Raw genomic sequence first — 26,039 nt, forward strand, 5'->3', positions numbered from 1 at the left:
ATCGTCGGCCATCAGGGAGTTCCAATCCGATACTGCCCCGGCGGAGGCGTGCCGTTGACGACGAAATCGCCGACGATGCGATCTCGATAGACACGCGGGTTGTGTGTGGCGATGGTCCGGGCATTTCGCCAGTATCGGTCGAGCGCGAGGTTTCGCGCGGCAGACGACGCACCCAGCGCATCGAACAGGATCGTGGTGGCTTCCAGGATCAGATCGGACACTACGGTGACCGCCTGATCGAGCTCTATTTCCGCGATCGTGATGGCGGCCGCGCTGCGCTCCCCATCATCCGACAGCTGCGCTTCATGGGCGCGCTGCAACGCCTCGGCGACCTTGAGAACGATGGCGCCCGCCGCATAGGAATTGCCGCGCACCCGGCCGACAACCTGGAGGATCTGCGGGTCCGTGGCCGAACTGCCGGCGTTGCCGTGGCTGAAGATTCGAGTCCGCTGCTTGACCAGACGGCTGACGTCGCCGGCTGCGGCCCGGCCGATGCCGGCCAGCGTCGCCAGATGAACGAGCTGATAGAACGGGTTCGAGTATTTGAAGCGTTCAGTGACCGGGGTGACGTGATCGCTCTCCACCGGAGCATCTGTAAAAATCGTCGTACCGCTCGCGGTCAGCGCCTGGCCAAAGCCGTCCCAATCGTCAAGCACTTCGACGCCTGCGGCATGGCGGGAAACGATCACGCCGACCTGCTCACCGTTCTCGTGCTGGGCGGAAATGTTGATCCAGTCGGCAAACAACGTGCCTGTCGTATAGTATTTGCGGCCATTCAGGACCAGGCTGCCGTTCTTGCGCGAGACCGTGGTCGAGAAGGCTTGCAGCTTGCTGTCGCCGACTTCGGTATTTCCGTTGCCAAAGAGCGTCTTCTCTCCGATCCGGCCGAGCCATAACGCCCGGCGCCCGGGATCCGATGAATTCAGAACATCTTCAGTGAAGCCGAAATGGGCCCGCAGTGAGTTGGTGACATTGGAGTCGGCCTCGGACAGTTCGATCAGCAGATTGAACAGCTCGGGGAGCGTCGTACCGGCTCCTCCGAACTCCGTCGGCACGCGAACCGCGGTGAATCCGGCCGCGCGCAGGGCCTTGATTTCGTCGTGAGGCAGCCGGTGTTCGATGTCCCTCGCTGCGGCCGTCGACCGAATCTTGTCGAACATTGGCCGGAACGGTTGCGCCAGCTCTTCATAGCGCGCGCTGGGACCGCTGCCCCAGCCAAGGTCGATCTGCGTCAAACTCATTCTCCCATTCGGTCGCAATGCGGCGTCGTCGGTAAGGTCGCCCGCCGGTCACCCAGATCCGGCTACACATTTTCCGTTGGTGCCAGTGGCATCAACGCTGCGCGACAGGGGCCGTATTAAAGTCACGGTTGAATTCGACGCCGACATCGATTTTCTTTCCGATCACGCCGGACTTGAGCAACACTTCAGCGATTCGTTGCTCGCGTTGCACCAGTGCATCATCGAGCGCGACGAATGAGGACTGCTGAAACGCCGCTGCATATTTTGCCCGCTGCGGCGTCTGCTTCAGCTTCTCGACGAAAATGGCTTCGATCTCCGCCTTGTGGTTCGGATACCAGACCCAATAGGCCTTGAGGCGGGACAGAAAATCGGCGATTTGCGCCTTCTTGGCCGGATCGCGCAGAACATCGCCGCGCGCCGTGAAGACATTGAGTGCCGGAATATCGAGTTCATCACTGTTGACGAGGATCTTCGCCTTTCCTGCCTCAATGGCATCGATAACGCTCAGCGTCCCCCCGGAGAAAAGATCGACCTTGCCGGCATTGAACGCGGCGGCGCTCGTCGTGTTGTCGGGAAGACGGACAGCCTCGATATCCTTCTCCGTCAGACCGGCCTTCACCAGCGACAGCACATACTGAAGATAGTTGTAGCCACCGAAATTGTGCGCCCACGAACGGCCCTTCGCGTCGGCCAGAGTCTCGATGCCGCTGCCGGTACGGGCCACCGTCACGATCGGCGGGTACTTCCTGTCAGCCGCCCGCCAGCCGGCAATGATCTGCAGCGGAACGTTGGCCGGTGTCCATTCCTCCTTGGCCTTGCCCTGCTCGATGATCAGGGACGTATCGCCCATATGCCCGACATCGATAGCCTTGGAATAGAGCGCGGACAACTGCGCTGCCGGGCCGGTGAGCGTGACCCACTGCACTTCGTAGGGCGCGCCCTCGAGCACCTTCGAGGCCGCGACCGTCTCGGGCAGGGTCTGATCCTGGAAGCCGACGAGCAGCACGGGCTTTCTACTCTGGGCATAGGTCGGCGCGGCGGTCATCGCAACGAACAGTCCCGCTGCGAGCAATGTCCCGCGAAGGAGAGATGATTGGGCATGTTTCATGGCGGCATCCTGATTGGTGAAGATATCTTTGGTCAGACGGGCGGTTCGTCAGCTGCGATGCCAAGTTCGGCGAGCAAGCGTTGTCGCAAATGATCGAATGCACGATCGGTACGTAGGCGGGGCCGGGGTACATCGACCACGGCATCGAAGCGGACGCGCCCCCCGTTCAAAACGACGACCCGATCGGACAGGCTCAGCGCTTCGTCGATGTCGTGCGTGACCAGCACGACGCCGGGCGAATGCCGGCGCACCAGCTGATGCACCAGGCCGTGCATGCGGATCCGGGTCAAGGCATCGAGCGCGGCGAAGGGTTCATCGAGCAACAACAGGTCCGGTTCTTGCGCCAGCGCGCGCGCCAGGGCCACGCGCTGCGCCTCCCCGCCGGAAAGCGTTCTCGGCCACGAATCGACCTGGCGGACCAACCCGACTTCGTCGAGCGCGGCCTCGGCCAACTTTCGCGCCGCCGCATTGCGCGGATGGCCGATAACGACATTGCGCCAGACCTTGAGTGCCGGAACGAGGCGAGGCTCCTGGAACACGACCGAGCGCGCTGCGGCGACCGCGACTTCGCCCTCATCGGCGCCGTCGAGACCAGCCAGGATCCGCAACAGCGTGGTCTTGCCGGTGCCCGACGGCCCAAGCAACGCGACGAACTCTCCCTTTCTCACCTCGAAATCAACGCCGTCGAGAACAGCGCGCCCGGCAAAAAGGCGGCGAACGCCGCGCAACCGCACGGTGCTCGCTCCAAAGCTGTGGTCGTCTCCCGGCCACGGGTTGAGGTCTGACGGCGCAGGCTCCGCAGCGCGGACTGCGGAAAGGTCATGTAAAGACAATGGACGTCCTCCACGGCAGGGCCAACCGCTCGACCCATCGCACCGCAAGATCAATCACGATGCCTAGCAGCGCATAGACGATGATCCCGGCGATGATCACATCCGTGCGCTGGTTCTGATTGGCGTTGTTGAGAATGTAGCCGATGCCCGAACGGGCATTGATCTGCTCGGCCGCGACAAGTGCGAGCAGCGATACACCGGCGGAAAAGCGGATACCGACCAGGATCGACGGCAGCGCGGTCGGCAGGATCACCCGCAGCGAGATTTGCCGCGGGTTAAGGCCGAAGACCTTGGCGGCCTCGATCAGCTTGGGGTCGACCCCGCGGACGCCCGCATAGGTGTTGAGATAGACCGGAAAGATCGTCGCTCCGTAGATCAGCGCCACTTTCGCGGTCTCGCCGATTCCGAACCAGATGATGAAAAGCGGAATCATGGCGATGAACGGGATCGTACGGAGCATCTGCAGTGGCGCATCGAACAATTCCTCTCCAAGCCGCCACAGCCCCGCAAACAGGCCAAGCACAAGCCCGGTGCTTGCACCGAGGGCGAGCCCCGTAAGCGCCCGATGCAAGGAAGCCGGAATGGCCGCCTGCAGTTCGCCTGTTCCGATCAGTTCGCCAAACGCACCGATCACCATGAGCGGAGGCGGCAGCACCGTGGGCTCCACCAAACCAGACACCGACGCGGTCTGCCACGTTACCAGCAGCCCGATCGGCACCAGTGTTCGCAGCGCTCCGCGGCCAACGGGTATCCAGGATCGGCTGCTGGCCGGCTTGCCATTGGCGCCGAGATCGACGAGATGCACGCTTCGGTCGGCGCCGAGCTGGACGGCACGGGCCGCCTCGGCCTCGACGATCCGGGATTCCACGACACTCATGGGAAGACCTTGAACGATACCGCCGGGTCGCGTCGGATCTGTTCGAGCAGCCCGATCTCCCAGTCGAGATAGGCCTGGAAGGCGGCCAACCGATCGCCGGACTGCTGATACGGCGAGCGCCAGACATCATCGGCCGGATGGATGATGGCCGTCTCTCCGGTCTCCAGCGGAAGCCCGGATGCCCGCCACGCTTTTGTGCCGCCCGCCAGCACGCGAACCCGTTGCCCCGCCAACTCCGCCGCAGCGAAAGCCGCAAGGGTGCCGTCCGACGACGTCAGCACGATTGATGCGTCGCCTTCGAAATCCCGCGCCGCATCGAGTTTGGCGCGGACTGCAAATTTCGCTCCCGGAACATGACCCGCTGCATAGACGAGGCTGGTATCGAGATCGATGACCCACGCGGCACCCGCGTCGAGCTCGGCCTTCAGAGCGTCGGGCGTCACGAGCTCAACAGCCGGCGGTTCGCGCAACAATAGCGGCCTATCTGGACCGGTCAGCCGTCCGTCTCCGGTCTGACGTACCGCCAGCGCGTAAACCTCGCCCCAGCCGAGCTGTACCAACCAGCTCGCCGTGATGGCCGCGCGGGCGCCCAGCTCGTCATCGACAACGACAATGCGTGCGTTGCGCGTGCTGATCCAGCGATCTATTCCCTGGACCAGCTGTCCACCTTCCGCCCACTGCGCAAACGGCAGATGCCCCGCCTTGAACTCGGCCTCCGTCCGGACGTCGTAGACATAGAGCGAGCGTTCGTCGGCTTCGCTGCGGAACCGTGCCAGCGTAGCTTCATCGATCCACGACAGATTGAACCGATGCGACAGCCGTTCGACGGTCGCCTTCGCCTGCTCGATCGCAGCATTGCTCGGGGCCTGCAGCTCAACCTTGCGTCCGTGCTCGAGGCTCCAACCTTTCGCGAGCCAGGCCATCGTGCCATTTTCGAGCGCAACGACCTTGTTGGGCAGGCCGGCATTGATCAGCGCTTGGGCGCCAATGATGGAGCGCGTCCGTCCGGCACAATTGACGACGACCAAATCGTCCGGCGAGGCGATGAAATCATGCACCCGCAGCGGCAACTCGGCATTCGGCACGGCATGGGCGCCGGGAAGCGAGAAGTTCTCGAACTCCTGCAATGTGCGGCCGTCGAGCACGACGATCCCCTCTCCCGCATCGCACCGCGCCTTGAGTTCTTCCGCCTTGAGATGCGGCGTGCCGTAGGCATGCTCGACGAATTCGCCGAACGCCTTGGAATACGCACCAGAGCCGGTATAGACCTCGCGGCCGGAAGCAGCCCACGACGCGACGCCACCGGCGAGCACCGATACATTGACGAAGCCAAGCTCTGCGAGCTTCAGCGCGGCGCGTTCGGCCAATTCACCCGGTCCGCTATCCGTGACGACAATCGGTACACGAGGACGCTTCAGGAGCGTCCCGGCCCGGAGCTCAAGCCTGCTCAGAGGCAACGGCACGGCAAAGATGATGTAACCATCCCTCGCCTGAACGCCCTCCTCGCGTACATCGACGACCGCGATCTCCGCATCCTCGCGGAGGCGGCGCGCCAGCGTATCGGCATCGACAGTCGGAAAGCGGGAAGGAATGGCTGCTACGAACGGAGCGTTCATCATGGTACCTCAGTGTTTGACTGGTTTGGGGTTACTGCCGCAGCGCAGTCACATTGCTCGGCGTCCCGAAGGCCGTCTCTCCCGGAGCGGCGCGACGTTCGGGACGTGCGAGCCCGAGATGACCGCGCAAGGTCGTGCCTTCATAGTGCTCGCGGAAAATACCCCTACGCCGCAGCAACGGCACCACTTCCTCGGCGAAAGCCTCGAAACCCGACGCGATCACGTCCGGCATCACATTGAATCCGTCGACAAAACCCGTCGCGAACCATTCGGCGATACCATCGGCAATCTGCTCGGGCGTCCCGACGACAATCCGGTGACCGGTGCCACCCGCCTGCGCCCGAACGAGCTGCCGCACCGTCAGATTGCCACGTTGCGCCGTCGCTACGGCTCCCTTGAAGAACGTCTGAATGCCATCGACCGGCAGCGGCAGCGGCGGCAATGGCTTGTCGAGATCGAGGCTATCGGCGGGGACGCCGAGCGTGCCGGCCAGGCGCCGCAAACCATATTCAAACGGCAACAGTTCCCACAGCTCTTGCTCGCGCCGCCTGGCCTCCGCCTCGGTACCGCCGATCACCGTCACGAGGCCCGGAAATATCAGGATGTCGTTTGCCTCGCGGCCACGGGCCACGGCGCGCGCGCGCAGATCTCTGCTGTATTCCTCGGCATCCGCGAGCGTGAGCGCCATCGAAAACACCGCATCCGCATGATGCGCGGCAACGTCACGCCCCGCATCAGACCCCCCGGCCTGCACGATGATCGGCCGCCCTTGCGGCGACCGCGGCACATTGAGCGGTCCGGCGACGGAAAAATACTTGCCCCGATGATTGATCAGATGGATCCGCGCGGGATCGATCAGGCGGCCGGCGGCTTTATCGCCCAAGACGGCGCCATCCTCCCAACTGTCCCAGAGCGCGCTCACGACCTCCGCAAACTCGGCGCCTCTCTCGTAACGCGCATCGTGGGCCGGGCGCACCTCTGCGCCGAAGTTCCGCCCAGACACAGGGTCGGCAGTCGTGACGATATTGAGTCCGGCGCGCCCGCGGCTCACATGGTCGAGCGACGAGAAACGGCGCGCGATGTTATAGGGTTCATTGTAGGACGACGACGCCGTCCCGATCAGCCCGACATGTCTGGTTGCCGCGGCAATGGCGGTGAGAACGATGGTAGGCTCCAGCGATTGAAACGGCCGGAACTCGGGATTGTCGGAGAGCGCCGGGAAATCCGCCAGAAACACGGCGTCAAACGTCGCACGCTCGGCGAGCTGCGCGGTCCGGACCCAGTAATCGATGTCGTAGAAGCCCGCAGGATCCGAACTCGGCCAGCGCCACGCGCCGCCAAAGGTGCCGGCATTGAGGTGATTCAAGTTCAGATGGAGCTGTCTTGACACGCAGGTCTCCTGATCCTCGACGGAGGACCGACTATGTTCGGAGCACATGTGAGAGGATCAACGAATGAGTGTGCGCCTGCTGCCAAGGTTACGTCAGGCGGGTCATACGCTTACGCATGTCGCCCGCCACTGGTCTGTCATTCGATCTCACGCGGCAATCCTCAGCAGCGCAACCTGCCATCGTAAATATCAGGCAGTTCAACGAAACGGTCAATGAAATGGGTATCCAATTTTAATCGCGAGACGTGCTCGCTGTCCTATTCAGAATAAGAATAGCGAATAGAACGATCTCACCGGACGCACTTCGTGCCGGTGCGATTAGTTCTTGAGACAGGTGACTGGCGACAACCGACAAAGCGGTTATTCGAGCAATCGTCGCGGCCGACACAGAATGCGGCGATGCGTCCAGGTCGCTGGATACGCGTCACCCCTTCTTGATCATGTCTGCGATCGACAACCTGTCGAGAATATTGGCAGTCGCATCGCGCACTTGAGCCATCGTGCGGCGGACCTCACAACGTGCGACACTTTTACAATCGCGACAAGGTCTGTAGGCGGTGCGGCTGGCGCAAGCGATCGGTGCGAGCGGTCCATCAAGAGTACGGATCACAAAGCCCACTTTGATCTTCTGTGGCGAGCGCGCAACCATGTACCCGCCCCCCGGTCCTCGTTTGCTCTTGACGAGGCCTGCGTTGCGCAGTTCCAAAAGAATGGCATCGAGGAATTTCTTCGATATGTTATTCGCTTTGGCGATTTCGTTCCCGCGCGCGGTCGAACCGGGTTTCAAAGCGGCAAGATAGACCAGAGCTTTGAGACCATATTTGCCTTTCGCCGTCAGCATTGACCGAAAACCAGCACCTGCAGCCAATCCCTGTTGATAGCAACAATGCTCCATCAATGCTGCATACAATAGAAAAATCAACCAGATTGTTGGCCACATAGAGCGGATTAGTTGCTTCGGGCCGCTGAGACCAGACACCCAGAGCGCGGCGGCGCTGCCTGTGACGTACGTCGGGCAATTGCAGCGACACAGGGAGGAGCAGCGATGGATTACCCTGCCATCGCTGCTCTCAATCTTGCTTCAAATCTTGCTTCAAATCTTGCTTCAAACCTTGATCTTCGATCCGCCAAACCTTGTAAACGTGAAGCCATCGAACGGCTCAGCGAAGGTCGCCTTTTGCTCGCGAAGCAGGCTGATGACGAGATTCTCACCCTGCGAAAACGAGGCCGCCGCATCGGAGCGCCAGTGGATGCCGCCCCAGGTGCGGCCACCGGAATAGTTCAGCGCAAGCTTGTTCAACTCGCCGCCGACGGTCAGCGGGGGTCCTCGATACGGAATAAGCTTGGTCGGATCCTGCGGATCCGGTTGCACGGGGTTCGGAAACTCGCGGTTCTCGTCGTAGAACGCCTTGAGCAACGTGGCCGTGACCGCGGCAATGATCGCGGCACCTCCGGGATAGGACGAATGCAACGGTGCCCCCTCGGGAAAGACCTGGCCGAGCAGGAACGTGCCGTGTTTGGCACGGCTGCGCTCCAGCGCCTGCGAACCCAACAGGCTTTGGTGGATCGGATAGTCGGCCACGTTGTTGGCGAGACGTTGATGCACCAGTCCGGAGAAGGCCTCCGGGCGCACAATCCGCTGCTCATACCATTTCTGGTAATAGTTGACGCGGATCGCGAGCGAACCAGCCAGCGAGATGATCGACTGGTAATAGGCCAGCCCAAAGGTGCCGGAAGCTCCCCCCTGGGTTTTCGACCGAAGATAGGGATCGCTCGGCGCGGACGCCGGCTGGTTCCCCGGGAAGATGCCGCCATAGGCGGGATCAGCGCCGAACGCCGCCACGCCAAGCAGTTGATTGGCGACAAAGTTAAACGCCTGCGCGGTATGCGCATAGGCGCCGAGGTCGCGCCCATTCGAAATGTAGCGCGGTGTCGTCTCATAAGCGATGCGCTCCCGCGGCGCGCCGCCGTTTTGCACGTGCAACCACTCATCGTACTTAGTCAGGAATTCTGACGTCGGCGCGTAAGCTCGGATTTTCGCCGAGAGGTTCTGATTGCCGAGCGGCACATCGCGATAGAGAAACTGGGATATCAGCGGACCATCCACCACGCCAGGAGGCGTCACCCAGCGCGGGGTAGCCCCTGTCGGATCGGCCGGATCGACATAGGTCACGCTGCCACGAAACAACGTCTGCGGGGTAACGCGACCGTTCAATTTCGGGCCATTGAATTCGGGAATGCGATTGAGTTCGTCCACCGCCGCCCGAATGCCGGCATTCGTGGTCTCGTCATTATATTCACTAAAGGGCACGTCGCGCAGCAACGATTGCCAGTAAATCTCAACGGCGTCGGCCGCGCGCGCGGCGCTGGCGAGGGCAGGCGCGGCCGGCAACTGGAATTGCGAGGCGTTGAGGCCGTCCAGGCTCACGGCAAGGGTACCGACCGGATTGACCAGCTTGCGCGTACCGCCGAGCGGGATCTTCTCGAAGTCGGCGGGGTCTCGCGTGGCAAATGCAGTGTTGGCCAGGCGCCAGGCTTCGCCATCCACCTCCCCGCGCGCATTGTGCGGCAGGCCGCGCGTATCGGAGCCGATCGCGTTCGCGTAACGCTGCTGATCGCCATTGTTCGGATGCGACGGGATAGGCGCGCTTTCAAGATCGCTCGCGAGACTCTTTCGTAACTCGACCGCGCGACGACGAAATCGCTCGTCATAGCTCGGCGCAGCAGAGGGGGATGACCCAGATTGCGCAGCAGCCGCCGGCTTCGTCTCGGTAGCCGCGGCGCTCCTCGATCGACCAACCGCCAGAACGGCGGCCGCGCCTCCAGACACCGCGAGAAATGCGCGGCGGCTCTCTGACTTTGGATGCTCTGCGTCGTCTTCCTGACGCCGTGATGAAGAGGCGTTTGATTGGATTAGCTCTGACATGAAAACTCCCGGTGCGATGAGCTCGCCAACACGAGCTGGGGAACCGAGCCTAAGAGCCGCCCACGTAATTGTCTATAATTTCTCTATACTATAATTCCGGCTTGGACACGCGCTGCATTTTGCAATGGCGGAACGGAAGAAACGAATTCGACTTCCGATACACGAAGCATCCGACAACGCCTCCTGACAATGACGAACGCCTAAACCGATCGCCACGGTATGAAGCGATGCTCGAGCGACGAAGCCAGCCTATCGAGTGTGAAGCCGACGACGCCCAAAACGACAATCCCGAGCATCACCATGTCCATTTCGAACCGCTCCCGACCTGCGATGATCAGCCCGCCAATGCCGGGGCCAATGGCCATGAAGTACTCCGCTCCGATCGTCGCCAGCCATGAATAGATCAAGGCGAGATGGATGCCGGTGAGAATCGACGGCAGCGCAGACGGCAGGTAGATCAGGCGAATGAGTTGCCAGCGGCTGAATTGGAAGATCTCGCCTACCTCGATGTCTTTTCTCGAAGTACTGCGAACGCCTTCGACAATGTTGAGGATCACCGGAATCGATGCCGCAAGCGCGATGAAGACGATCTTGGCCGCCTCATCGAAACCGAACCAGATCGAGATCAACGGAATCCAGGCCAGCAGCGCGATCTGCTTGAGGCCGTTGAACCACGTCGTGAAGATTCGGTCCGCAATCGACGAGAGCCCGAGCAGGATTCCGATCGTGCCGCCCAGCACGGTCCCGATCGCGAAACCGGTGAGATCGCGTCGCAGGCTTACCAGAAGATCAAAGGCCAGTTCGCCGCTTGCCAGCTCGCGCACGGCCGTCGCCGTCACTTTCTCCAGCGGCGACAGAAACTGCGGATTGACCAAGCCCGAATGACTGAACAATTCCCATACAACCAGCAATCCCAAGGGAAGCGCGACGCCGCGAAGGCGCCGGCGCGATGGCGATACCTCGGAATTGACGATATCAAGCGCCATCGATCCGCCACCGCTGAAGACGCCGCTCGATGACTGCGAGAACCTTGTCGGTCAAAAAGCCGGCAATCCCGATGACGGCCATCGATACCAGGACCGTATCCAGCCAGAACATCTGGCGACCCCAGACCAGCAGATAGCCAAGCCCTTCCGAGGACGCGACGAGTTCGACGCTGACAAGGGCGATCCATGCATGGGTAAGCCCGTAACGTAGCCCGGTGAAAATAGAAGGGACGGATCCCGGCAGCACGACTAGACGCAGCTTCTGCAGGGCGTTGAACTGAAACGTCTCGCCGACTTCGATGAACTGCGACGATACATTGCGGATTCCGGCGCTGGTATTCATAACGACCGGCACGAACGCCGCCTTGGCAATCACCACGATCTTTAGCGTTTCTCCGATACCGAGCAGAAGCATGGCGAGTGGAATCCACGCCAGCGCCGGCACCTGGGCAATCGCGGTAAACAGCGGCCGCACGTAATCGTCAACCGTGCGCGAAAGACCCATCGCCGCGCCGAGCAGGAAACCCGCCGTCGCACCGGCGGCAAAACCATAGATCACCCGAAGCAGGCTGAAGCCTGCGTGCGTCTTCAGTTCGCCGCTTCGAAGCATCTCGACTAGCGTCCCCGACACGTCAGCCGGCTTGGGCAGAATCTGCTCGGGCAGCCAACCCCAATGGGTGCCAGAGAACCAGATCGACAGCACGACCACCGGAAACACGAGCTTCCAGAGCAGCGGCGCAACGCCGCGCCAAGACCGGTCCCACACGGTTGACAATACGCCGCGGCCAATCGCGGTGACCTCACCTCCATCGATCGAATGAGAGATCGTCACGTTACTTCCCGCCCAATTAGAGCCGTCGATGATCCGCAGCGTTTCGCCTCCAGCATCATGCAGCTGGTCTCACCGTGAACGTATCGCCCGGCCGGATCGCTGCAGTTGGCACAGGCTCCTGTCCCTCGAGCGCGAGCAGCACTTCATTGCGGATATGGACGAGGTCGTCATCGGTCCGCAACCTGGGCCGTTTCGCTGACACGTCGAATATTCGCGAGATCCGGCCTGGCCGCGGGGCGAGGACGATGACCCGATCGCCAAGGAAGACGGCCTCGTCGACGTCATGCGTCACCAGCACCATGGTGATCTTTTCGTGGGCCCAGATTTGCTGCAGCTCGATTTGCATCTTGCCGCGCGTCATCGCATCGAGCGCTCCGAACGGTTCGTCCAGCAGCAGGATCTGCGGGCGATTAACCAGGCCTCTCGCGATCGCTGCGCGTTGTGCCATTCCGCCCGACAATTGATACGGATATGCCCGCTCGAACCCCTGCAACCCGACCAGTTCGATGTGCGCGGCAATGGTTTCTTTCTTGAGGGCCGCGGCGAGAGGGGCATTTTGCAAGCCGAGCCCGACGTTCTGCCAGACGGTTGCCCATGGGAACAAACGCGGCTCCTGGAATACGATTCCGCGATCGAGACTCGTGCCCACGATCGGCTTGCCGTCTTGCGTGATATCACCGCTGAAGCCGCGCTCGAGCCCCGCTAGCAGCCGCAACAGCGTGGACTTGCCGCAGCCGCTCGGGCCGACAATGGACACGAATTCACCCGGCTGGATCGAAAGCGAAATATTGTTCAGCGCTTCGACCGGTGCCCCATCCACCGTGAAGGTCTTGCTGACGTGACGAATGTCGAGATGGCCGCCCATGACGTTCCTTCATCTGCCTTCGAGCGAGATCACGACTCGACTACTGGCCGATCGCAACTGGCTTTCCGGATGCATCGTAGGCTTGCCAGTAATTTGTGAGGCCCTGGCTCGCGAGCGCCTTGTCGAGAAAGGACCGGTCGAACCACCCGTTGACATCGACCTCGCGGCGGACGAGCCCGTATTCCTTGGCTTGCTTCGCCTGAAACCGGTAGTGCTCGATGATCGAATCGTCGATCAGGGGTGAATTGCGGTACTTCAATTCCTGATTCGAAAAATCGAATTTATAGCCGGCCACGGGAAATCCGGTTCGCCCTGAAATCTCGAAGAATGCATCCCTGTTGGCTTCGTCCGACGACCACTTCGCCGCGCGGACGATAGCGTTGACTATTTTCTGGGTGACATCGGGATGGGCACGCAGAAAGACTTCCTGCCCGATCAGCGTTGCATGACGCTCATAGCTTCGGCTGTCCTGTTTTGTCGTGTAGATGATCTCGGCCAGGCCCTTATCGACAAGCCCCGCGAGCGGAAAGTTGCCGAATGCCGCGTCGATGTCACGCGAAATCAACGCAGCGTTGGTCGTTGCCGTATCCATGTTGATGACCTGCAGGTCCTTTTCCTGCAGGCCATGCCCGGCAAGCGCCTTCACCGCGGCCAGATGATTGTTGGTTCCTCGGAATATCGAGACCTTTTTACCCCGGAGGTCCTCGATTCGTTTGATGGGCGAGTCCTTCGGAACAGCCAGATAGGTCGGCGCATGCGCACCGGATGCAAGAATGATCTTGGTTTTGAGGCCGTTCGCACGCCCAATGATTTGCGGCAGATCCCCCTGAATGGCGAAGTCCAATTGGTTGTTGGCGAAGGCCTCGTTCACGGCCGGGCCTGCCCCCTTGAAGAACGACCATTCGATCTTGACGTCCGGCAGATCGCGCAGTTCGTCGTCGACATAACGTTCGGAGTGGGCAACTGCGGCCGACGATCCGCCGGCGAATTGGCGGTTGTCGGAGCCTACAGACGCGAACCCAATCCGGACCCGGAGCGGCTCCGCGACAGCAAGGCTGCCTCCCGCGGCCACCAACAACGCAAGGCTCATCCACAAGACATTCAGAACTCGCGATTTAATCGAGTACACGAGCTTTCTCCTTATTCAGTGGCCACGACGTGGGCGGCGGCAATCGTGTTTAGTCGGCGCTTCAGCCCGCGATTGTCGAGCGTCAGGCGTTGCGAACCCGACGCATGCCGGTCATGCATACTAAGGACGACGATGATCCAAAGTCGATGAAATGGAATTACGTTCTTGGCGGCACAACGAGAATGCAACCAACGCAAACACCGGTGACGTAGCTTTCCTGTGCTCGGCGCACTACTGTGAGGTAATGCTCGGGGTCAAACGTGCCCCATATCAACTGATCAGGGCGTCTCGAGGAACACGTTCGCCAAATTGCCGCCGACACCCTGGGCCGAGACCGTGTGGTTGACGACCTTGCGGTCGGCAATCGTGACCGTGTCCGGCGCGAGCACACCGAAATCGGGCAGGTCGCGGGCAATAATGCGCTGAAAATCCGCAAAATAAGCCAGGCGCTTCGGCTCGTCGATTTCAATAGCCGCCGCTTCCAGCAAGCGATCGACCTCCGGATTCGCATAGCCTGAGCCGTTAGAGAACGGGACACCCTTTTTGAAGTTCTTCGACCAATAAAGCCGCTGCACGCCGACCGTCGGGTCAAACAGGTTACTCATCATGTTATAGGTGAAGTCGAAGTCGCGTTCGGTGTAAACGCGCCGGATATAGGTGGCGAAATCCTGCGTGCGCAACGTCACGTCAACGCCGATCTTCGCCAACGCGTTCTTGATGAATTCGCCGCCGCGCTTGAAGCCGTCGCCATAGGGCAGCGGATCGTGGCTCACCTTGAAACGGAAGCCGTCGGCGCCGCGCGGACGACCGGCCTGATCCAGCAGGCGATTGGCGGTCGCTACGTCGAACGACGGCACCGCGAGGTCGGGGACATAGAAGCGCTTCAAATTGGGATGGATCGGCCCGCTGACGGGCTGCCCGTAGCCATACCAGACGATATTCACCAGGGCGTTGCGATCGATCGCGTGCGCGAAGGCTTGCCGCACCCGCAAATCCTGGAACAGCGGCCGTTGCAGATTGAATTCAACCCGCGTGATGTTGTTGGTGTACTGATATCCCCGGGTTTCAAAGGTCAGGTGCTTGAGTGCCTTGAAACGATCGAGATCGCCGAGCGGCACCGGATTGCCTGGCGCAAGTTGCGCCTGTCCGGTTTCGATCGCGGCTGCCCGGGCCGCGGGGTCGGGCAGGAAACGAATAACCAGCCGATCGACAAAGGGCTTCGGCTGATCCCAGTAGTTGGGGTTACGCTCGAACAGAACATGGCTGCCGCGCACCCACTCCTTGAACACGAACGGGCCGGTGCCGATCGGTGCGCTGCTGGCGGGATTTTGATCGACCTTGCTGTTCTCGTAAATATGCTTTGCAACGATCGGGGACTCCGAGGCCGCGAATGCGGTGATCAGATAAGGCGTCGGCCGCGACAGCACGACGACCGCCGTGTACGGATCGGGCGCGCGCACCTCCGCCACCGTCGAGAATGTCGATCGGCCGCGCGGGTGATATTCCTTGAGCGTCAGGATCGAGAATACGACGTCGACCGAAGTGAAATCTTTGCCATCGTGCCATTTTACGCCGCGGCGCAGGGTGAAGGTATATTGCAGCCCGTCCGGACTGATCGACCACTCGGTTGCCAATTGCGGTATCGGGCGTAGATCAAAATCGTAGTCGAGTAGGCCCTCATTCACCTTTGCCGAAATCAACACCGACGATCCCGCCGAATGCGCGATGGTCGTCAGGACCGGTGGCTCCGGGTCAATCAGGACGGTCAGCGTTCCACCATGGCGTGGGTTCCCTGCCCTGACTTGGGACCATGGGTCGATGGCGGCCAGACCCGCCGCACCCGCAACAGACTGGAGGAAATGCCGACGTGTTGTAGAGGCGAATGTCATACGGACTCCATCATCGATTGACCCAGGCGTTAACGCTCTTTCCTACGGCCCGACCTTGAAGCGCAGACCTGCCTGTTCCATCAACGGAATGACCCGCCGGCCGAAAAATTCCAGATCGGGCTGGAAATCGAAGAAGCTGAGCTGCAATCCGTCGATGCCCGCCTTCTTCAATTGCACGAATTGATCGACGACTTGCTCGGGCGTCCCGATCACCTCGATATTTCCGCCAATCGCCCGCCGCTTGGCGGCATCGATCCCGACACGTCCCTTCCAGGCATGCGCATCGCTCGCATGATTCTGCATGCTGGCGACCGGATCCAAATGATCGACGATGGCATCGTGATATTGCCAGGTTTCGCGTTCAGTCTCCCGACAGACGACCATGGGATTGAGCAGCGTCCGGACTTCACGGCCGACATCGATTGCCGCCTGCTTGACCCGCTTTGCGTGGGGCGGCAGGACTTCAATGGCGTCCGCAAAGGACGAGCCCCCCGGACTGGTGATGAAGACGATATCGGAATAGCGCCCCGCAAATGCTATTCCGGCGTCCGACCCAGTGGCGTTCACCAGCGTGGGACGACCGAAACGAGGTTTCGGCGTCACGAAGGCGTTGCTCAGCTGCCAGGGAGACTCTCCCTTGAACGAAAAATTCTCGGTCTCGCTCCAAAGTCGCTGCAGGACTTCGATAAATTCCGCTGCCAACTCATAACGGCGATCGTGTTCGATCTGGTTCCAGCCGAATGCCTCGTGCTCCACGGCGCGATGTCCGGTGACGACGTTGATGCCCCACCGTCCGTTGGAGATGTGGTCCAGCGTGGCGCCGTATTTGGCGAGATGCAGCGGATGTATCGGACCATACAGTACGTGGATGGTGGAAATCAGCATGATCCGGGACGTCAGTCCGGCGAGCGACGCTGTGGTGATGAAGGAATCGAGAGCCTCACCGGTAAACACGCCGCCATAGCCGCCCTTCGGCAGCCACTGCGATAATGCAAAGACCAGATCGAATCCGAGCGCTTCGGCGCGAAGCGTCAAGTCGCGATTATAATCGAAGGTCCAGGTCGTCGATCGCGGCAGCGTTGATGCACTCCAGCCACCTGCCTGAATTGGCAGGAACAAGCCGAGCAACAGCGGCTGTCGCAACGCTCTTGAAAGCGGACTGTCCGAAAACGACGACGGAGACGGAAACACCGGCGAACCCACGATGCTGCCTGGCTTGTGGGATATCGTCATAGCCGATTCCGATTGTTTCACTTTGGTGCGCTGCTGTTCGATAGCGTGGATATCGACGCGCCCGATTCAAGCAGTAGAGTTTCGCGAGTGATGGATCTCGCACGCCATTGCTTTGACGTTGACTTGGTCTACCAATCTTGTCAACTACGCGAAACCACTGCGGCACAAGGGTATTTGTGAACACCGCAACGTCGCAATCGAACAGTTTGTTCTGATGTTTGCTAAAGGCGTGAAAAATTATGTCGAGCATTGGACGACTCGCGAAGACTTTGCGTCGCACCGCCCTGCAGGCGATTCCAACCATCATTGGAATCGTGATCATCAATTTTCTTTTGCTGCAACTGGCGCCTGGAGATGCCGCCGACGTGCTGGCCGGAGAATCCGGTTCCGCCACGGCCGAGACGTTGGCTGCGCTGCGATCTCGGTTCGGCCTCGACCAGCCGGTCGTCGTCCAACTGATCGCTTATCTCGACAACCTAGCGCATTTCAGCCTTGGGTTCTCGCCGCGTTACAATCTTCCTGTCGCCGACATTATCGCGCAACGATTGCCAGGTACGGTAGCCCTGATGCTGACGGCACTGGTGATTGCGATCGTCCTGGGCGTCGTGCTCGGAATTGTGATGGCATCGTTTGCCGGCCGCTGGCCGGATCGGGTGATTTCGATCTTCGCGATCCTGTTTTACTCGATCCCCGGTTTCTGGATCGGCCTGATGCTGATTGTGCTGTTCTCCGTCAAACTCGGCTGGCTGCCCAGTGGCGGATCGGAGACCATCGGAGCCGGCAACATGGGGATAAGTGCGCTGCTCGATCGGCTGCGTTACATGATTCTACCGGCGACCTCGCTGGCGCTGTTCTATGTCGCCATCTATGCGCGGCTTGCACGTGCCGCGATGCTCGAGGCGCAGACGCAGGACTATGTGCGGACTGCGGCAGCCAAAGGACTGTCGCCCCTCGCCATCACCATCCGCCATGTATTGCGTAACGCCCTGCTGCCGGTGACGACGCTGGCCGGCATGCACCTCGGTGGCCTGCTCGGCGGCGCGGTTGTCGTGGAGACGGTCTATAGCTGGCCTGGACTTGGCAGGCTTGCGTTCGAAGCGGTGATGAGCCGCGACTTCAGCATTCTGCTCGGCGTACTGCTGCTGTCGTCGCTCCTTGTCATCACAGCCAACATGATCGTGGACCTGGTTCAGGCCTGGCTCGATCCACGAATTGAGGTGCGCTGATGGAAGCCCGACTCCAACATCAACCTGTCCCACGCGCCGGACCGGCAGCCGCTGCGCTGCCGGCGACACAGGCTGCTGGCACAATCAACTGGAACAACGTCCACGCACCTGACGCCCGCACCGCCGTGGCGGCATCAGCGACCGCGACACCGCGCGCGCTACGCACCTTTCTGCAAAGTCCTACCGCCCTGGCAGGGTCCGCCATTCTGGCGTCAATCATTGTGGCTGCCATCCTCGCGCCCGTTCTGTATCCGGGCGATCCGCTGTCGATGGTCGCGCGGCCGCTGCTGTGGCCGGGCCAGAATAGCGCGTTTCCGCTCGGCACCGACTCGCTCGGCCGCGATATTGCCGCGGGGCTGCTGCACGGCGCCCGTATTTCCCTGCTGGTCGGCGCCGCCGCGACATTGATCGGCCTGACGTTGGGCATCCTGGTCGGCTCGATCGGAGGATACAATGGCGGCTGGATCGACGATGCTCTGGTCCGGCTGATCGAGGTGTTCCAGACCATCCCGAGCTTTATCCTGCTCATCGTCCTTGTTGCCATCGCGCAACCGTCGATCCTCACCGTGATCTGGGCGATCGGGCTGATCACCTGGCCTACCATTGCCCGGCTGGTTCGCGCCGAATTCCGCTCGCTTCGGGAGAAGGAGTTCGTGCTGGCTGCGCGCAGCCTCGGATATGGTCATGTGCGGATCGTCTTCCGCGAGATCTTGCCGAACGCGTTGCCACCGATCATCGTCACCTCTTCGGTGATGGTCGCATCGGCCATCCTGATGGAATCGGCGTTGTCATTCCTCGGGCTCGGCGATCCCAACGTCGTGAGCTGGGGTAGCATGATCGGCGCCGGGCGCGAACTCCTGCGCACGGCCTGGTATCTCACCGCCTTGCCCGGATTTGTCATCGTACTGGCGGTGCTTTCGCTCAATCTCATCGGCGACGGATTGAACGATGCCCTCAATCCGCGCTTTACCCGGGATCAGTGATGGCGAACGCATTGCTCAAGGTCAAAGACCTGACCATTCGCTTCCCGGACAGTTCGCCAGTCCGGAACCTCGATTTCGAGGTCCGGCAGGGCGAGACCGTCGCTATCGTCGGCGAGTCCGGCTCGGGCAAATCGCTGACCGCGCTGGCGCTGATGCGACTGCTGCCGAAAACGGCGCTGATCGGCAGCGGCTCGATCAACTTTGCCGATCAGGATCTATTGAGCCTGTCCGATCGGGGCATGCGCGCGCGCCGCGGCCGCGACATTGCGATGATCTTTCAGGAGCCCATGACATCGCTCAATCCCGTCATCACCATCGGTAAACAGATCGGCGAAGTGCTGCGGCTCCATCGCGGGCTGTCGGCCCGACAGGCCCGCAAGTGCGCAATCGAGATGCTCGATCTGGTCCGCATTCCGGAACCCGACAAGCGGGTCGACGACTATCCCCACCGGCTGTCTGGCGGCATGCGTCAACGCGTGATGATCGCAATTGCTGTTGCATGCCAGCCTCAATTGCTGATCGCCGATGAGCCGACCACCGCACTCGACGTCACCATTCAGGCCCAGGTCCTCGAGTTGCTTGATGGATTGCGACGCGATTTGTCGCTCGGGCTGCTGCTGATCACCCACGATCTCGGTGTGGTCGGGCAATGGGCCGATCGCGTAGTGGTGATGTACGCCGGACGCAAGGTCGAGGAAGCGCTTCCCGGCGAATTGTTCGCTAGTCCCCTGCATCCCTATACACGTGGCCTGCTGGCGGCATCCCCACGTCTGATCAGCAACCGGCATTATCGCGATGCCGGGCTGACGGAAATTCCGGGAAATATCTCATCGGCGCTGGGAGAGCCCGGTTGCCCGTTCGTGCCGCGATGTCCGGTCGCCGTCAGTGCTTGCCGCGACGGATTTCCGCAATCCGTCTTACCGTCGCCGGGGCGGCTGGTCGCCTGCCCCGTGACGACCAAGGAACCATCCTATGGCGTTGCTGTCGGTATCTGATCTCAAGACCTGCTATCTGTCCGGCGCCAATGTCGTGCACGCCGTCGACGGGGTGTCGCTCGACATCCATGCCGGCGAGACGGTCGGCCTGGTCGGTGAATCCGGCTGCGGGAAATCAACCCTGGGAAAGACGATCCTGCGCTTGGTCGAGCCCAAATCAGGTCAGATCGTGTTCGACGGCACCGATCTCGGCAGCCTCTCGGGCAGCCAGTTGCGCGCCTATCGCCGCCGCCTGCAAATGGTCTTCCAGGATCCGTTCGCATCGCTCAATCCGCGCCAGACCATCGGAGATATTCTGATGGCCCCGCTGAAGGTTCACGGCCTCGGGCACCGCGACGAGCGGCGCCGTCGCGTTGAAGACATGCTGGGCCGTGTCGGGCTGCCGCCGAGCGCGGTGTCGCGCTATCCGCACGAATTTTCCGGCGGACAGCGGCAGCGGCTCGGCATTGCCCGCGCCCTGATTCTCGGCCCTGAACTGGTCATATGCGACGAACCGGTGTCCGCGCTCGACCTGTCGATTCAAGCCCAGATACTCAACCTGCTTGCCGCGATGAAGCGGGAATTCAAGCTTTCGTTGCTCTTCATCTCCCACGATCTATCGGTGATCCGCTATTTCGCGGATCGGGTTCTGGTAATGTATCTCGGCCGCATCGTGGAAACCGGCACGCACCGACAGATCTGGCAGCACCCGCTGCACCCTTACACCAGGGCTCTGATCGACGCCGTGCCGGATCCGGCGCGGCGCCGCTATGCCGCGCCCCTCGCAGGCGACCTGCCGAACGCAGAGGACGTGGCCGGCGGCTGTCGTTTCCAGCCACGCTGCCCGCTCGCGACCAGCATATGCAAACAACGGGATCCTCAGCTCCGTCAGACCGGCGATGGCCGAACGGTCGCATGCCATCATGCCGACCTATCCTGACCGGCTCTCTGGAGCACATCATGAATGACGCCACTGACCTGTTAGGATCGACGTTGAATCGACGGCGCGTGCTGCGGGGCGGTGCGAGCCTGATTGCGCTGTTCACATCAACCAGAGCAAACGCTCAGGCCCGTCGCGGCGGAACGGTGACGGTCGTAACCCAAGGTGAGCCTCGGACGCTGGTGCCGCTGTTCGATACCAATACGCAGACCCGCAACATCAGCACCAAAGTCGTCGAAGGTCTACTGACCTACGACCGCCAGTTCACGCCGCAGCCGCTGCTCGCCACCGCCTGGGCCGCCAGCGCCGACGGTTTGGAATACGCGTTCACCTTGCGCCGTGGCGTGAAGTGGCATGATGGCCGGGATTTCACCGCTGAGGACGTCAAGTTCTCGCTCCTTGCGCTGCAGAAACACGGCCCGCGCGGGCGCATCAGCTTCGCCAATATCGACCGGGTGGAGACACCTGATCCCTACACTGCCATCGTCAAATTATCGAAGCCGACGCCGTACTTTCTGAAGGCGCTGTCCGCTGCGGAATCTCCAATCATCCCAAAGCATGCCTATCTGTCGCACGACCTCGGCTCCAGCCCCAACAACAACGCACCGATCGGAACCGGACCGTTTGTGTTCGAGGAATGGAAGCGCGGCAGCCACGTCAGGCTGCGCCGAAACCCGAACTACTGGCGTCCGGATCGTCCCTATCTCGACGGCGTAGTCGTCAAATTCGTCGCCGATCCGGCTGCCGCATCCACCGCGCTCGAAACCGGGGAAGCGGACGTAAGCGGTAGCGTATCGCTGCCGGACCTTGAACGGCTCGCCCAGAACAAGCAGCTCTCGATTTCTTCGGAGCGGGATGCCTATCTCAATAACGCCCAGGTGCTGGAGTTCAATCTTGACAATCCAAACCTGGCGAAACGCGCGGTCCGTCATGCGATCGCTCGCGCCATCGACCGCGATTTCATCCGGCAGTGGATCTATTACGGCCGGGCCGACTCGATCCATTCTCCGATTCCGGCGGTTCTGACCAGCTACTACGACCCAGCCAGCTTCAACTTTCCCTTCGACGTCGCTGAAGCCAACAGGCTGCTGGACAGTGCCGGGATCAAGCGAGGCAGCGACGGTAACCGCTTCGTACTCAAGCTTACGTTCATTCCCGGTGCTACGTTCAAGAAGACCGCCGAATTTGTCCGATCTGCGCTGGCACGCATCGGGATCAAGGTTGACGTGCTTGACGGCGATTTAGGCACCTTCATCAAAGGGGTCTATTACGATCGCAATTTCGACCTGAACATCAATGGCCTCGGCCTGCTGTTCGATCCGACCGTCGGGGTGCAGCGCATCTACTGGTCGGACGGGATCAAGAACCCGCTGCCCTATGTCAATGCCGCGCACTACAACAATGAGGAGGTCGATGACCTGTTCCGGCGTGCCGGCACCGAGATCGACGAAGCTCGCCGCGCCGCGCAGTTCAAGCAGATCCAGAAGATCGTGGGCGACGACCTGCCCGCGCTGCCGCTGGTGGCGCTGCAAACCGTCCTGGTCAGCAATATCCGCGTTCATGACCTCTACAACAGTGTCGATCTGACGGCCGGCGACTTCTCCGACGCATGGCTGGGTCCGTGACCGGCAAGCTTAGCCGCGCAGCCAGACCCCTGCGAAATTGCTTTGCACCCCCGTGCCATCGACCGTGTGATCGACCACCCTGCGATTGTACACCGTGATCGAGCGGCTGAGCATCAGCGGGATTACCGGTAGTTCGTCCGCAATGATTTCCTGAAAACGGTCTATCAAGAGCTTTCGCTTGGCCTCATCAGCTTCGACGGCGATCTCTGCAAACAGCCGATCGACTTCCGGATTGGCATAGTGGCTGGCATTGGTGAAGGCGACTCCCTTTCGATAATTGTCGCTAGTGAAGAACCGCTGCAGGCCAACCGTTGGATCGAACATGTTGGTGAACGGGTGGTTGGTGAAGTCGTAGTCGCGATCGGAATAGACGCGTTTCAGATAGGTCGGAAAATCCTGCCCACGAACCGTGACGTCGATCCCGACCACGGCAAGCGCACTCTTAAGATATTCGCCCGTCCGCTTGAAATTCTCGCCGAACGGCTGGAAGTCATGGGTAAGCGCAAAGCGGAACTTGCCATTCAGTGGAAATCCGGCCTCGTCGAGCAGCTTCGCGGCCTTCTTGGGATCGAAAGCGTAGGTCTTGACCTTCGGATTGTAGAACCGCTTCAGCGTCGGGCTGACGATGCTGACTGTGGGCTCCCCGAGGCCATACCAAGCGACGTTGAGTACCGCAGACGGATCGATCGCGTGGGCAATCGCCTTTCGCACCAGAACATTCTTTAGATAGGGATTGTCCAAATTGAATTCGATGCCGTAGAGCGTCGGCGCGTATTCATTGCCGCGGGTCTCGAGGCCGATCTGCGGCAATGTCTTGAAACGCTCAATCTCCAGCGGAGAAACCGGCGTTGAGCCGCCGATATCGAGTTCGCCGGTCTCGAACGCGACCGCACGGGCCGAGCCGTCCGGGATGATGCGAACGAGCAGTGAATCAAGATAGGGCTTTGGCGCATCCCAATAATTGGGATTGCGAACATAGCTCACATAGCTGCCAAGGACCCATTCCTTGAACATGAACGGGCCGGTGCCGATCGGCGCGCGGTTGTTCGGGTTCTGCAGCGGGTCGCCCTTGCCTTCATAGATATGGCGCGGAACGATCGGCGACTCCCCCGCGGCCAGCGCATAGAGCAGATACGGCGCAGGCTTCGACAGCGTCGCCACCACCGTGAAATCATCCAAGGCGCGGACGTCGGCGAGATTGGAGAACGTCGTTCGTCCCCGAGGGTGCGCGGACTTCAGCAATCCGAATGAATAGACCACGTCGTTCGCGGTGAAGGGCTTGCCGTCATGCCAGCTAACGTTTCGCCGCAGGTCGAAGCGATATTGCAGACCATCTTCACTGATGCTCCAGGCGGTCGCCAGCTGCGGCTTCGGATTGAGGTCGAAATCGTAGCTCAGCAAGCCCTCGACGACCTTGGTGCTGGCCTGGATCGCCGGACCTTCGGTGGTGTTGAAACAGACCAGCGTCGTCGGTTCCGGATGAATGACATAGTTCAGCTTGCCACCGCGCCGCGGCTGTTCTGGTGATTGGGAGAACGTCGTGGATGCGGGCAACACCAAACCGCCGACGGATGCGGCCATGAAAGTGCGTCTGGAGAGTGTCATTGATTTTTCCCGGTATTGGGGTCGATCCAAAGGTCGGCGAAGCTTCCGGTGAGGCCTTCGGCGCCCGGCGCAAAGTTCTTCACCCTCTTATTGGCAACGATGACCCCCGACGCAGCGATGAGATCGACCGAGGCGACCTCCTCGTGAATGATTTCCTGGAACGTCCACCAGATCTCGCGACGCTTTTTCTCATCCGGCTCGATCGCAGCGGCCTCGAGCAGTCGGTCCACCTCCGGATTGCTGTAATGCGCCGCGTTCGAAAATGGCAGACCGAGCTTGAAGTTCTTCGACCAATAGGCGCGCTGTACGCCAAGCGTGGGATCAAAGGTGTTGGAGAGGCTTTCGATGGTCAGATCAAACGCGCGGTCCTTGTAGACCACGTTCAGGTAGGTCGCGAGGTCGAACCGCTGAACCTCGATGTCGATACCGACCCGCCGCAACGAATTGCGAATGAAGTCGGAAAAGCTTGCAGGAAGAAATGGATTCTGCGTCAGACGCAGCTTGGCGCGGATGCCGGAGCTATCGCGTTTCAGGCCTGCCTCGTCCAGCAGCTTTTCGGCGACCTTCAGGTCGAACGCCCTTGCCTTGACGTTCGGGTTGTAGAATTTCGGGAGCACGGTACTGACCGGCGATGGCGAGATTTGGCCATAACCGAAGTAGACGACATCGAGTAGTGCCTTCAGGTCGATCGCGTGGGCGATTGCGGAGCGCACCCGATGATTTTGCAGAATCCCGGTGTCGAAATTGAAGAACAGCTGCTGCTGGGGTCCGGAATAGGAATAGGTCGTGGTATCCACCACAAGCCTCTTGTCGGCTTTCAACCGGTCGATATCGCCATAGGGCACCGGACTCGCACCGATATCGATCTCGCCGGTTTCCAGCGCTGCGGCACGCGCCGCCGGATCGAGGATCACCTTGAGCACGAGCCGATCCACATAGGGCTTCGGCGCGTCCCAATAATCGGGGTTTTTGACGAAGACGAGGTGGCTGCCCGGCACCCATTCCTTGAGAATGAACGGTCCGGTGCCGATCGTCTGCGCCAGCTTAGGCTGCTCTTCGGGTTTGAAGGTTTCGTAGATGTGTTTCGGCACGATCGGGGATTCAGCTCCTGCCAGCGCCGAAATCAGGAAAGGGGCCGGCTTGGTAAGCACAATTATCGCAGTGAGCGCATCCGGCGTTTCGACGGCCTCGACGTTGGCGAAGGTGATCCGACCCCGTGGATGGGCGATTTTCAGGCGCTGAATCGAGAACGCGACGTCGGCGGACGTGAAGTCGCGGCCATCGCTCCAGCGAACATTAGGTCGCAACCGAAACGTATAGCGCGTGCCGTCCGGGCTGATAGTCCAGGAGATTGCAAGAACAGCCTTCGGATTCAGAGCGTAGTCATAGGACAGCAGCCCTTCATTGATCTTGCTGCCGATCGTTTGTCCCGTGCCTGACGACGTGTTGATCGCGACGATCGCGGATGGATCCGGAAAATACACCCAGTTGAGCGTGCCACCAGACACGGGCCTCAACTCCTCCGCCCAGCTCGCGTTTGAAAAAGCCGTACCTGCCGCCGCCAGAAGAACCACAACTTGAAGAAGGCGCCGCGTCAAGTTCACGAATAACTCCGTTTTCATACTTCTGGGGCGGCTCAAAAGCGCCGATTACGGCTGCTCGTGACAGGCGCCTTCGATCTTACCGCTATTGTCTACACAATCGATAGAATACGTTTTTGTTTTTGCGCGAACTGGAAATCATTTCTCGTCGCCGATAGCT

General features: G+C 60.7%; 21 protein-coding genes. 5 read left to right on the forward strand and 16 right to left on the reverse strand.

What is annotated here, in order from left to right; genetic code table 11:
- Positions 1-11: 11 nt before the first annotated feature.
- From V1283_RS31420 to V1283_RS31485, 14 genes are all read right to left on the reverse strand, one after another.
- Positions 12-1,235 carry an acyl-CoA dehydrogenase family protein gene (locus V1283_RS31420; RefSeq protein ID WP_334390508.1) on the reverse strand — a complete coding sequence of 408 codons (1,224 nt, stop codon included), beginning with the start codon at positions 1,233-1,235 and terminating at the stop codon, positions 12-14.
- Between the two features lie 97 nt (positions 1,236-1,332).
- On the reverse strand, positions 1,333-2,286 hold the full coding sequence (locus V1283_RS31425; protein ID WP_334390509.1) for an ABC transporter substrate-binding protein: 954 nt from the start codon (positions 2,284-2,286) through the stop codon (positions 1,333-1,335).
- Positions 2,287-2,381: 95 nt separating this feature from the next.
- Positions 2,382-3,083, reverse strand: a complete 702-nt coding sequence (locus V1283_RS31430) for an ABC transporter ATP-binding protein (protein WP_334390510.1) — start codon at positions 3,081-3,083, stop codon at positions 2,382-2,384.
- A gap of 85 nt (positions 3,084-3,168) precedes the next feature.
- Entirely contained in the window at positions 3,169-4,059 is an 891-nt protein-coding gene (locus tag V1283_RS31435; RefSeq protein ID WP_334390511.1) for an ABC transporter permease, read from the reverse strand.
- Positions 4,056-5,675: a rhodanese-like domain-containing protein gene (locus V1283_RS31440; RefSeq protein ID WP_334390512.1), complete on the reverse strand. Its 1,620-nt coding sequence runs from the start codon at positions 5,673-5,675 to the stop codon at positions 4,056-4,058. The genes V1283_RS31435 and V1283_RS31440 overlap by 4 nt, the downstream gene beginning before the upstream one ends.
- Before the next feature lie 31 nt (positions 5,676-5,706).
- Positions 5,707-7,065, reverse strand: a complete 1,359-nt coding sequence (locus V1283_RS31445; RefSeq protein ID WP_334390513.1) for an LLM class flavin-dependent oxidoreductase — start codon at positions 7,063-7,065, stop codon at positions 5,707-5,709.
- Between the two features lie 424 nt (positions 7,066-7,489).
- Positions 7,490-7,906, reverse strand: coding sequence for an RrF2 family transcriptional regulator (locus V1283_RS31450; protein ID WP_334390514.1), 417 nt, complete (start codon positions 7,904-7,906; stop codon positions 7,490-7,492).
- 264 nt (positions 7,907-8,170) lie between these two features.
- A complete protein-coding gene (locus tag V1283_RS31455; protein ID WP_334390515.1) occupies positions 8,171-9,991 on the reverse strand; it encodes a twin-arginine translocation pathway signal protein in 1,821 nt (606 codons plus the stop codon).
- 200 nt (positions 9,992-10,191) lie between these two features.
- On the reverse strand, positions 10,192-10,977 hold the full coding sequence (locus V1283_RS31460; protein WP_334390516.1) for an ABC transporter permease: 786 nt from the start codon (positions 10,975-10,977) through the stop codon (positions 10,192-10,194).
- A complete protein-coding gene (locus V1283_RS31465) occupies positions 10,967-11,809 on the reverse strand; it encodes an ABC transporter permease (RefSeq protein WP_334390517.1) in 843 nt (280 codons plus the stop codon). The genes V1283_RS31460 and V1283_RS31465 overlap by 11 nt, the downstream gene beginning before the upstream one ends.
- Before the next feature lie 55 nt (positions 11,810-11,864).
- Positions 11,865-12,674, reverse strand: coding sequence for an ABC transporter ATP-binding protein (locus tag V1283_RS31470; protein WP_334390518.1), 810 nt, complete (start codon positions 12,672-12,674; stop codon positions 11,865-11,867).
- 40 nt (positions 12,675-12,714) lie between these two features.
- Positions 12,715-13,803, reverse strand: coding sequence for an ABC transporter substrate-binding protein (locus V1283_RS31475; RefSeq protein WP_334390519.1), 1,089 nt, complete (start codon positions 13,801-13,803; stop codon positions 12,715-12,717).
- A gap of 278 nt (positions 13,804-14,081) precedes the next feature.
- Positions 14,082-15,692: an ABC transporter substrate-binding protein gene (locus V1283_RS31480; RefSeq protein WP_334390520.1), complete on the reverse strand. Its 1,611-nt coding sequence runs from the start codon at positions 15,690-15,692 to the stop codon at positions 14,082-14,084.
- Positions 15,693-15,734: 42 nt separating this feature from the next.
- Entirely contained in the window at positions 15,735-16,925 is a 1,191-nt protein-coding gene (locus V1283_RS31485; protein WP_334390521.1) for an LLM class flavin-dependent oxidoreductase, read from the reverse strand.
- 239 nt (positions 16,926-17,164) lie between these two features.
- Here V1283_RS31485 and V1283_RS31490 point away from each other — a divergent pair, with 239 nt between their 5' ends.
- From V1283_RS31490 to V1283_RS31510, 5 genes are read left to right on the forward strand one after another with little or no spacing between them, the layout of a single operon-like run.
- The gene (locus V1283_RS31490) at positions 17,165-18,151 is read left to right on the forward strand and encodes an ABC transporter permease (protein ID WP_334390522.1); all 987 of its coding nucleotides are present in this window, start codon (positions 17,165-17,167) and stop codon (positions 18,149-18,151) included.
- A complete protein-coding gene (locus tag V1283_RS31495) occupies positions 18,151-19,134 on the forward strand; it encodes an ABC transporter permease (RefSeq protein ID WP_334390523.1) in 984 nt (327 codons plus the stop codon). The genes V1283_RS31490 and V1283_RS31495 overlap by 1 nt, the downstream gene beginning before the upstream one ends.
- Positions 19,134-20,129 (forward strand): ABC transporter ATP-binding protein, encoded by a 996-nt coding sequence (locus tag V1283_RS31500; protein ID WP_334390524.1) that lies wholly within the window; start codon positions 19,134-19,136, stop codon positions 20,127-20,129. The genes V1283_RS31495 and V1283_RS31500 overlap by 1 nt, the downstream gene beginning before the upstream one ends.
- On the forward strand, positions 20,107-21,048 hold the full coding sequence (locus V1283_RS31505) for an ABC transporter ATP-binding protein (protein WP_334390525.1): 942 nt from the start codon (positions 20,107-20,109) through the stop codon (positions 21,046-21,048). Before V1283_RS31500 ends, V1283_RS31505 begins: the two co-directional genes overlap by 23 nt.
- A gap of 20 nt (positions 21,049-21,068) precedes the next feature.
- Complete coding sequence (locus V1283_RS31510) at positions 21,069-22,673, forward strand: ABC transporter substrate-binding protein (RefSeq protein WP_334390526.1); 1,605 nt, start codon at positions 21,069-21,071, stop codon at positions 22,671-22,673.
- A 9-nt stretch (positions 22,674-22,682) separates the two neighbouring features.
- Here V1283_RS31510 and V1283_RS31515 read toward each other — a convergent pair whose 3' ends face one another.
- Both V1283_RS31515 and V1283_RS31520 read right to left on the reverse strand, forming a co-directional pair.
- Positions 22,683-24,278 (reverse strand): ABC transporter substrate-binding protein, encoded by a 1,596-nt coding sequence (locus tag V1283_RS31515; RefSeq protein ID WP_334390527.1) that lies wholly within the window; start codon positions 24,276-24,278, stop codon positions 22,683-22,685.
- The gene (locus tag V1283_RS31520) at positions 24,275-25,882 is read right to left on the reverse strand and encodes an ABC transporter substrate-binding protein (RefSeq protein WP_334390528.1); all 1,608 of its coding nucleotides are present in this window, start codon (positions 25,880-25,882) and stop codon (positions 24,275-24,277) included. Before V1283_RS31520 ends, V1283_RS31515 begins: the two co-directional genes overlap by 4 nt.
- Positions 25,883-26,039 lie beyond the last annotated feature (157 nt).

This window comes from Bradyrhizobium sp. AZCC 2262, from assembly GCF_036924535.1.
In the GTDB taxonomy this organism is placed as follows: Bacteria; Pseudomonadota; Alphaproteobacteria; order Rhizobiales; family Xanthobacteraceae; genus Bradyrhizobium.

Coding starts and splice junctions, on each gene's coding strand:
- V1283_RS31440 (WP_334390512.1), bottom strand. CDS start 5,675: ATGAACGCTCCGTTCGTAGCAGCCATTCCTTCCCGCTTTCCGACTGTC.
- V1283_RS31515 (WP_334390527.1), bottom strand. CDS start 24,278: ATGACACTCTCCAGACGCACTTTCATGGCCGCATCCGTCGGCGGTTTG.
- V1283_RS31480 (WP_334390520.1), bottom strand. CDS start 15,692: ATGACATTCGCCTCTACAACACGTCGGCATTTCCTCCAGTCTGTTGCG.
- V1283_RS31425 (WP_334390509.1), bottom strand. CDS start 2,286: ATGACCGCCGCGCCGACCTATGCCCAGAGTAGAAAGCCCGTGCTGCTC.
- V1283_RS31510 (WP_334390526.1), top strand. CDS start 21,069: ATGAATGACGCCACTGACCTGTTAGGATCGACGTTGAATCGACGGCGC.
- V1283_RS31490 (WP_334390522.1), top strand. CDS start 17,165: ATGTCGAGCATTGGACGACTCGCGAAGACTTTGCGTCGCACCGCCCTG.
- V1283_RS31435 (WP_334390511.1), bottom strand. CDS start 4,059: ATGAGTGTCGTGGAATCCCGGATCGTCGAGGCCGAGGCGGCCCGTGCC.
- V1283_RS31450 (WP_334390514.1), bottom strand. CDS start 7,906: ATGCTGACGGCGAAAGGCAAATATGGTCTCAAAGCTCTGGTCTATCTT.
- V1283_RS31495 (WP_334390523.1), top strand. CDS start 18,151: ATGGAAGCCCGACTCCAACATCAACCTGTCCCACGCGCCGGACCGGCA.
- V1283_RS31500 (WP_334390524.1), top strand. CDS start 19,134: ATGGCGAACGCATTGCTCAAGGTCAAAGACCTGACCATTCGCTTCCCG.
- V1283_RS31455 (WP_334390515.1), bottom strand. CDS start 9,991: ATGTCAGAGCTAATCCAATCAAACGCCTCTTCATCACGGCGTCAGGAA.
- V1283_RS31460 (WP_334390516.1), bottom strand. CDS start 10,977: ATGGCGCTTGATATCGTCAATTCCGAGGTATCGCCATCGCGCCGGCGC.
- V1283_RS31505 (WP_334390525.1), top strand. CDS start 20,107: ATGGCGTTGCTGTCGGTATCTGATCTCAAGACCTGCTATCTGTCCGGC.
- V1283_RS31470 (WP_334390518.1), bottom strand. CDS start 12,674: ATGGGCGGCCATCTCGACATTCGTCACGTCAGCAAGACCTTCACGGTG.
- V1283_RS31485 (WP_334390521.1), bottom strand. CDS start 16,925: ATGACGATATCCCACAAGCCAGGCAGCATCGTGGGTTCGCCGGTGTTT.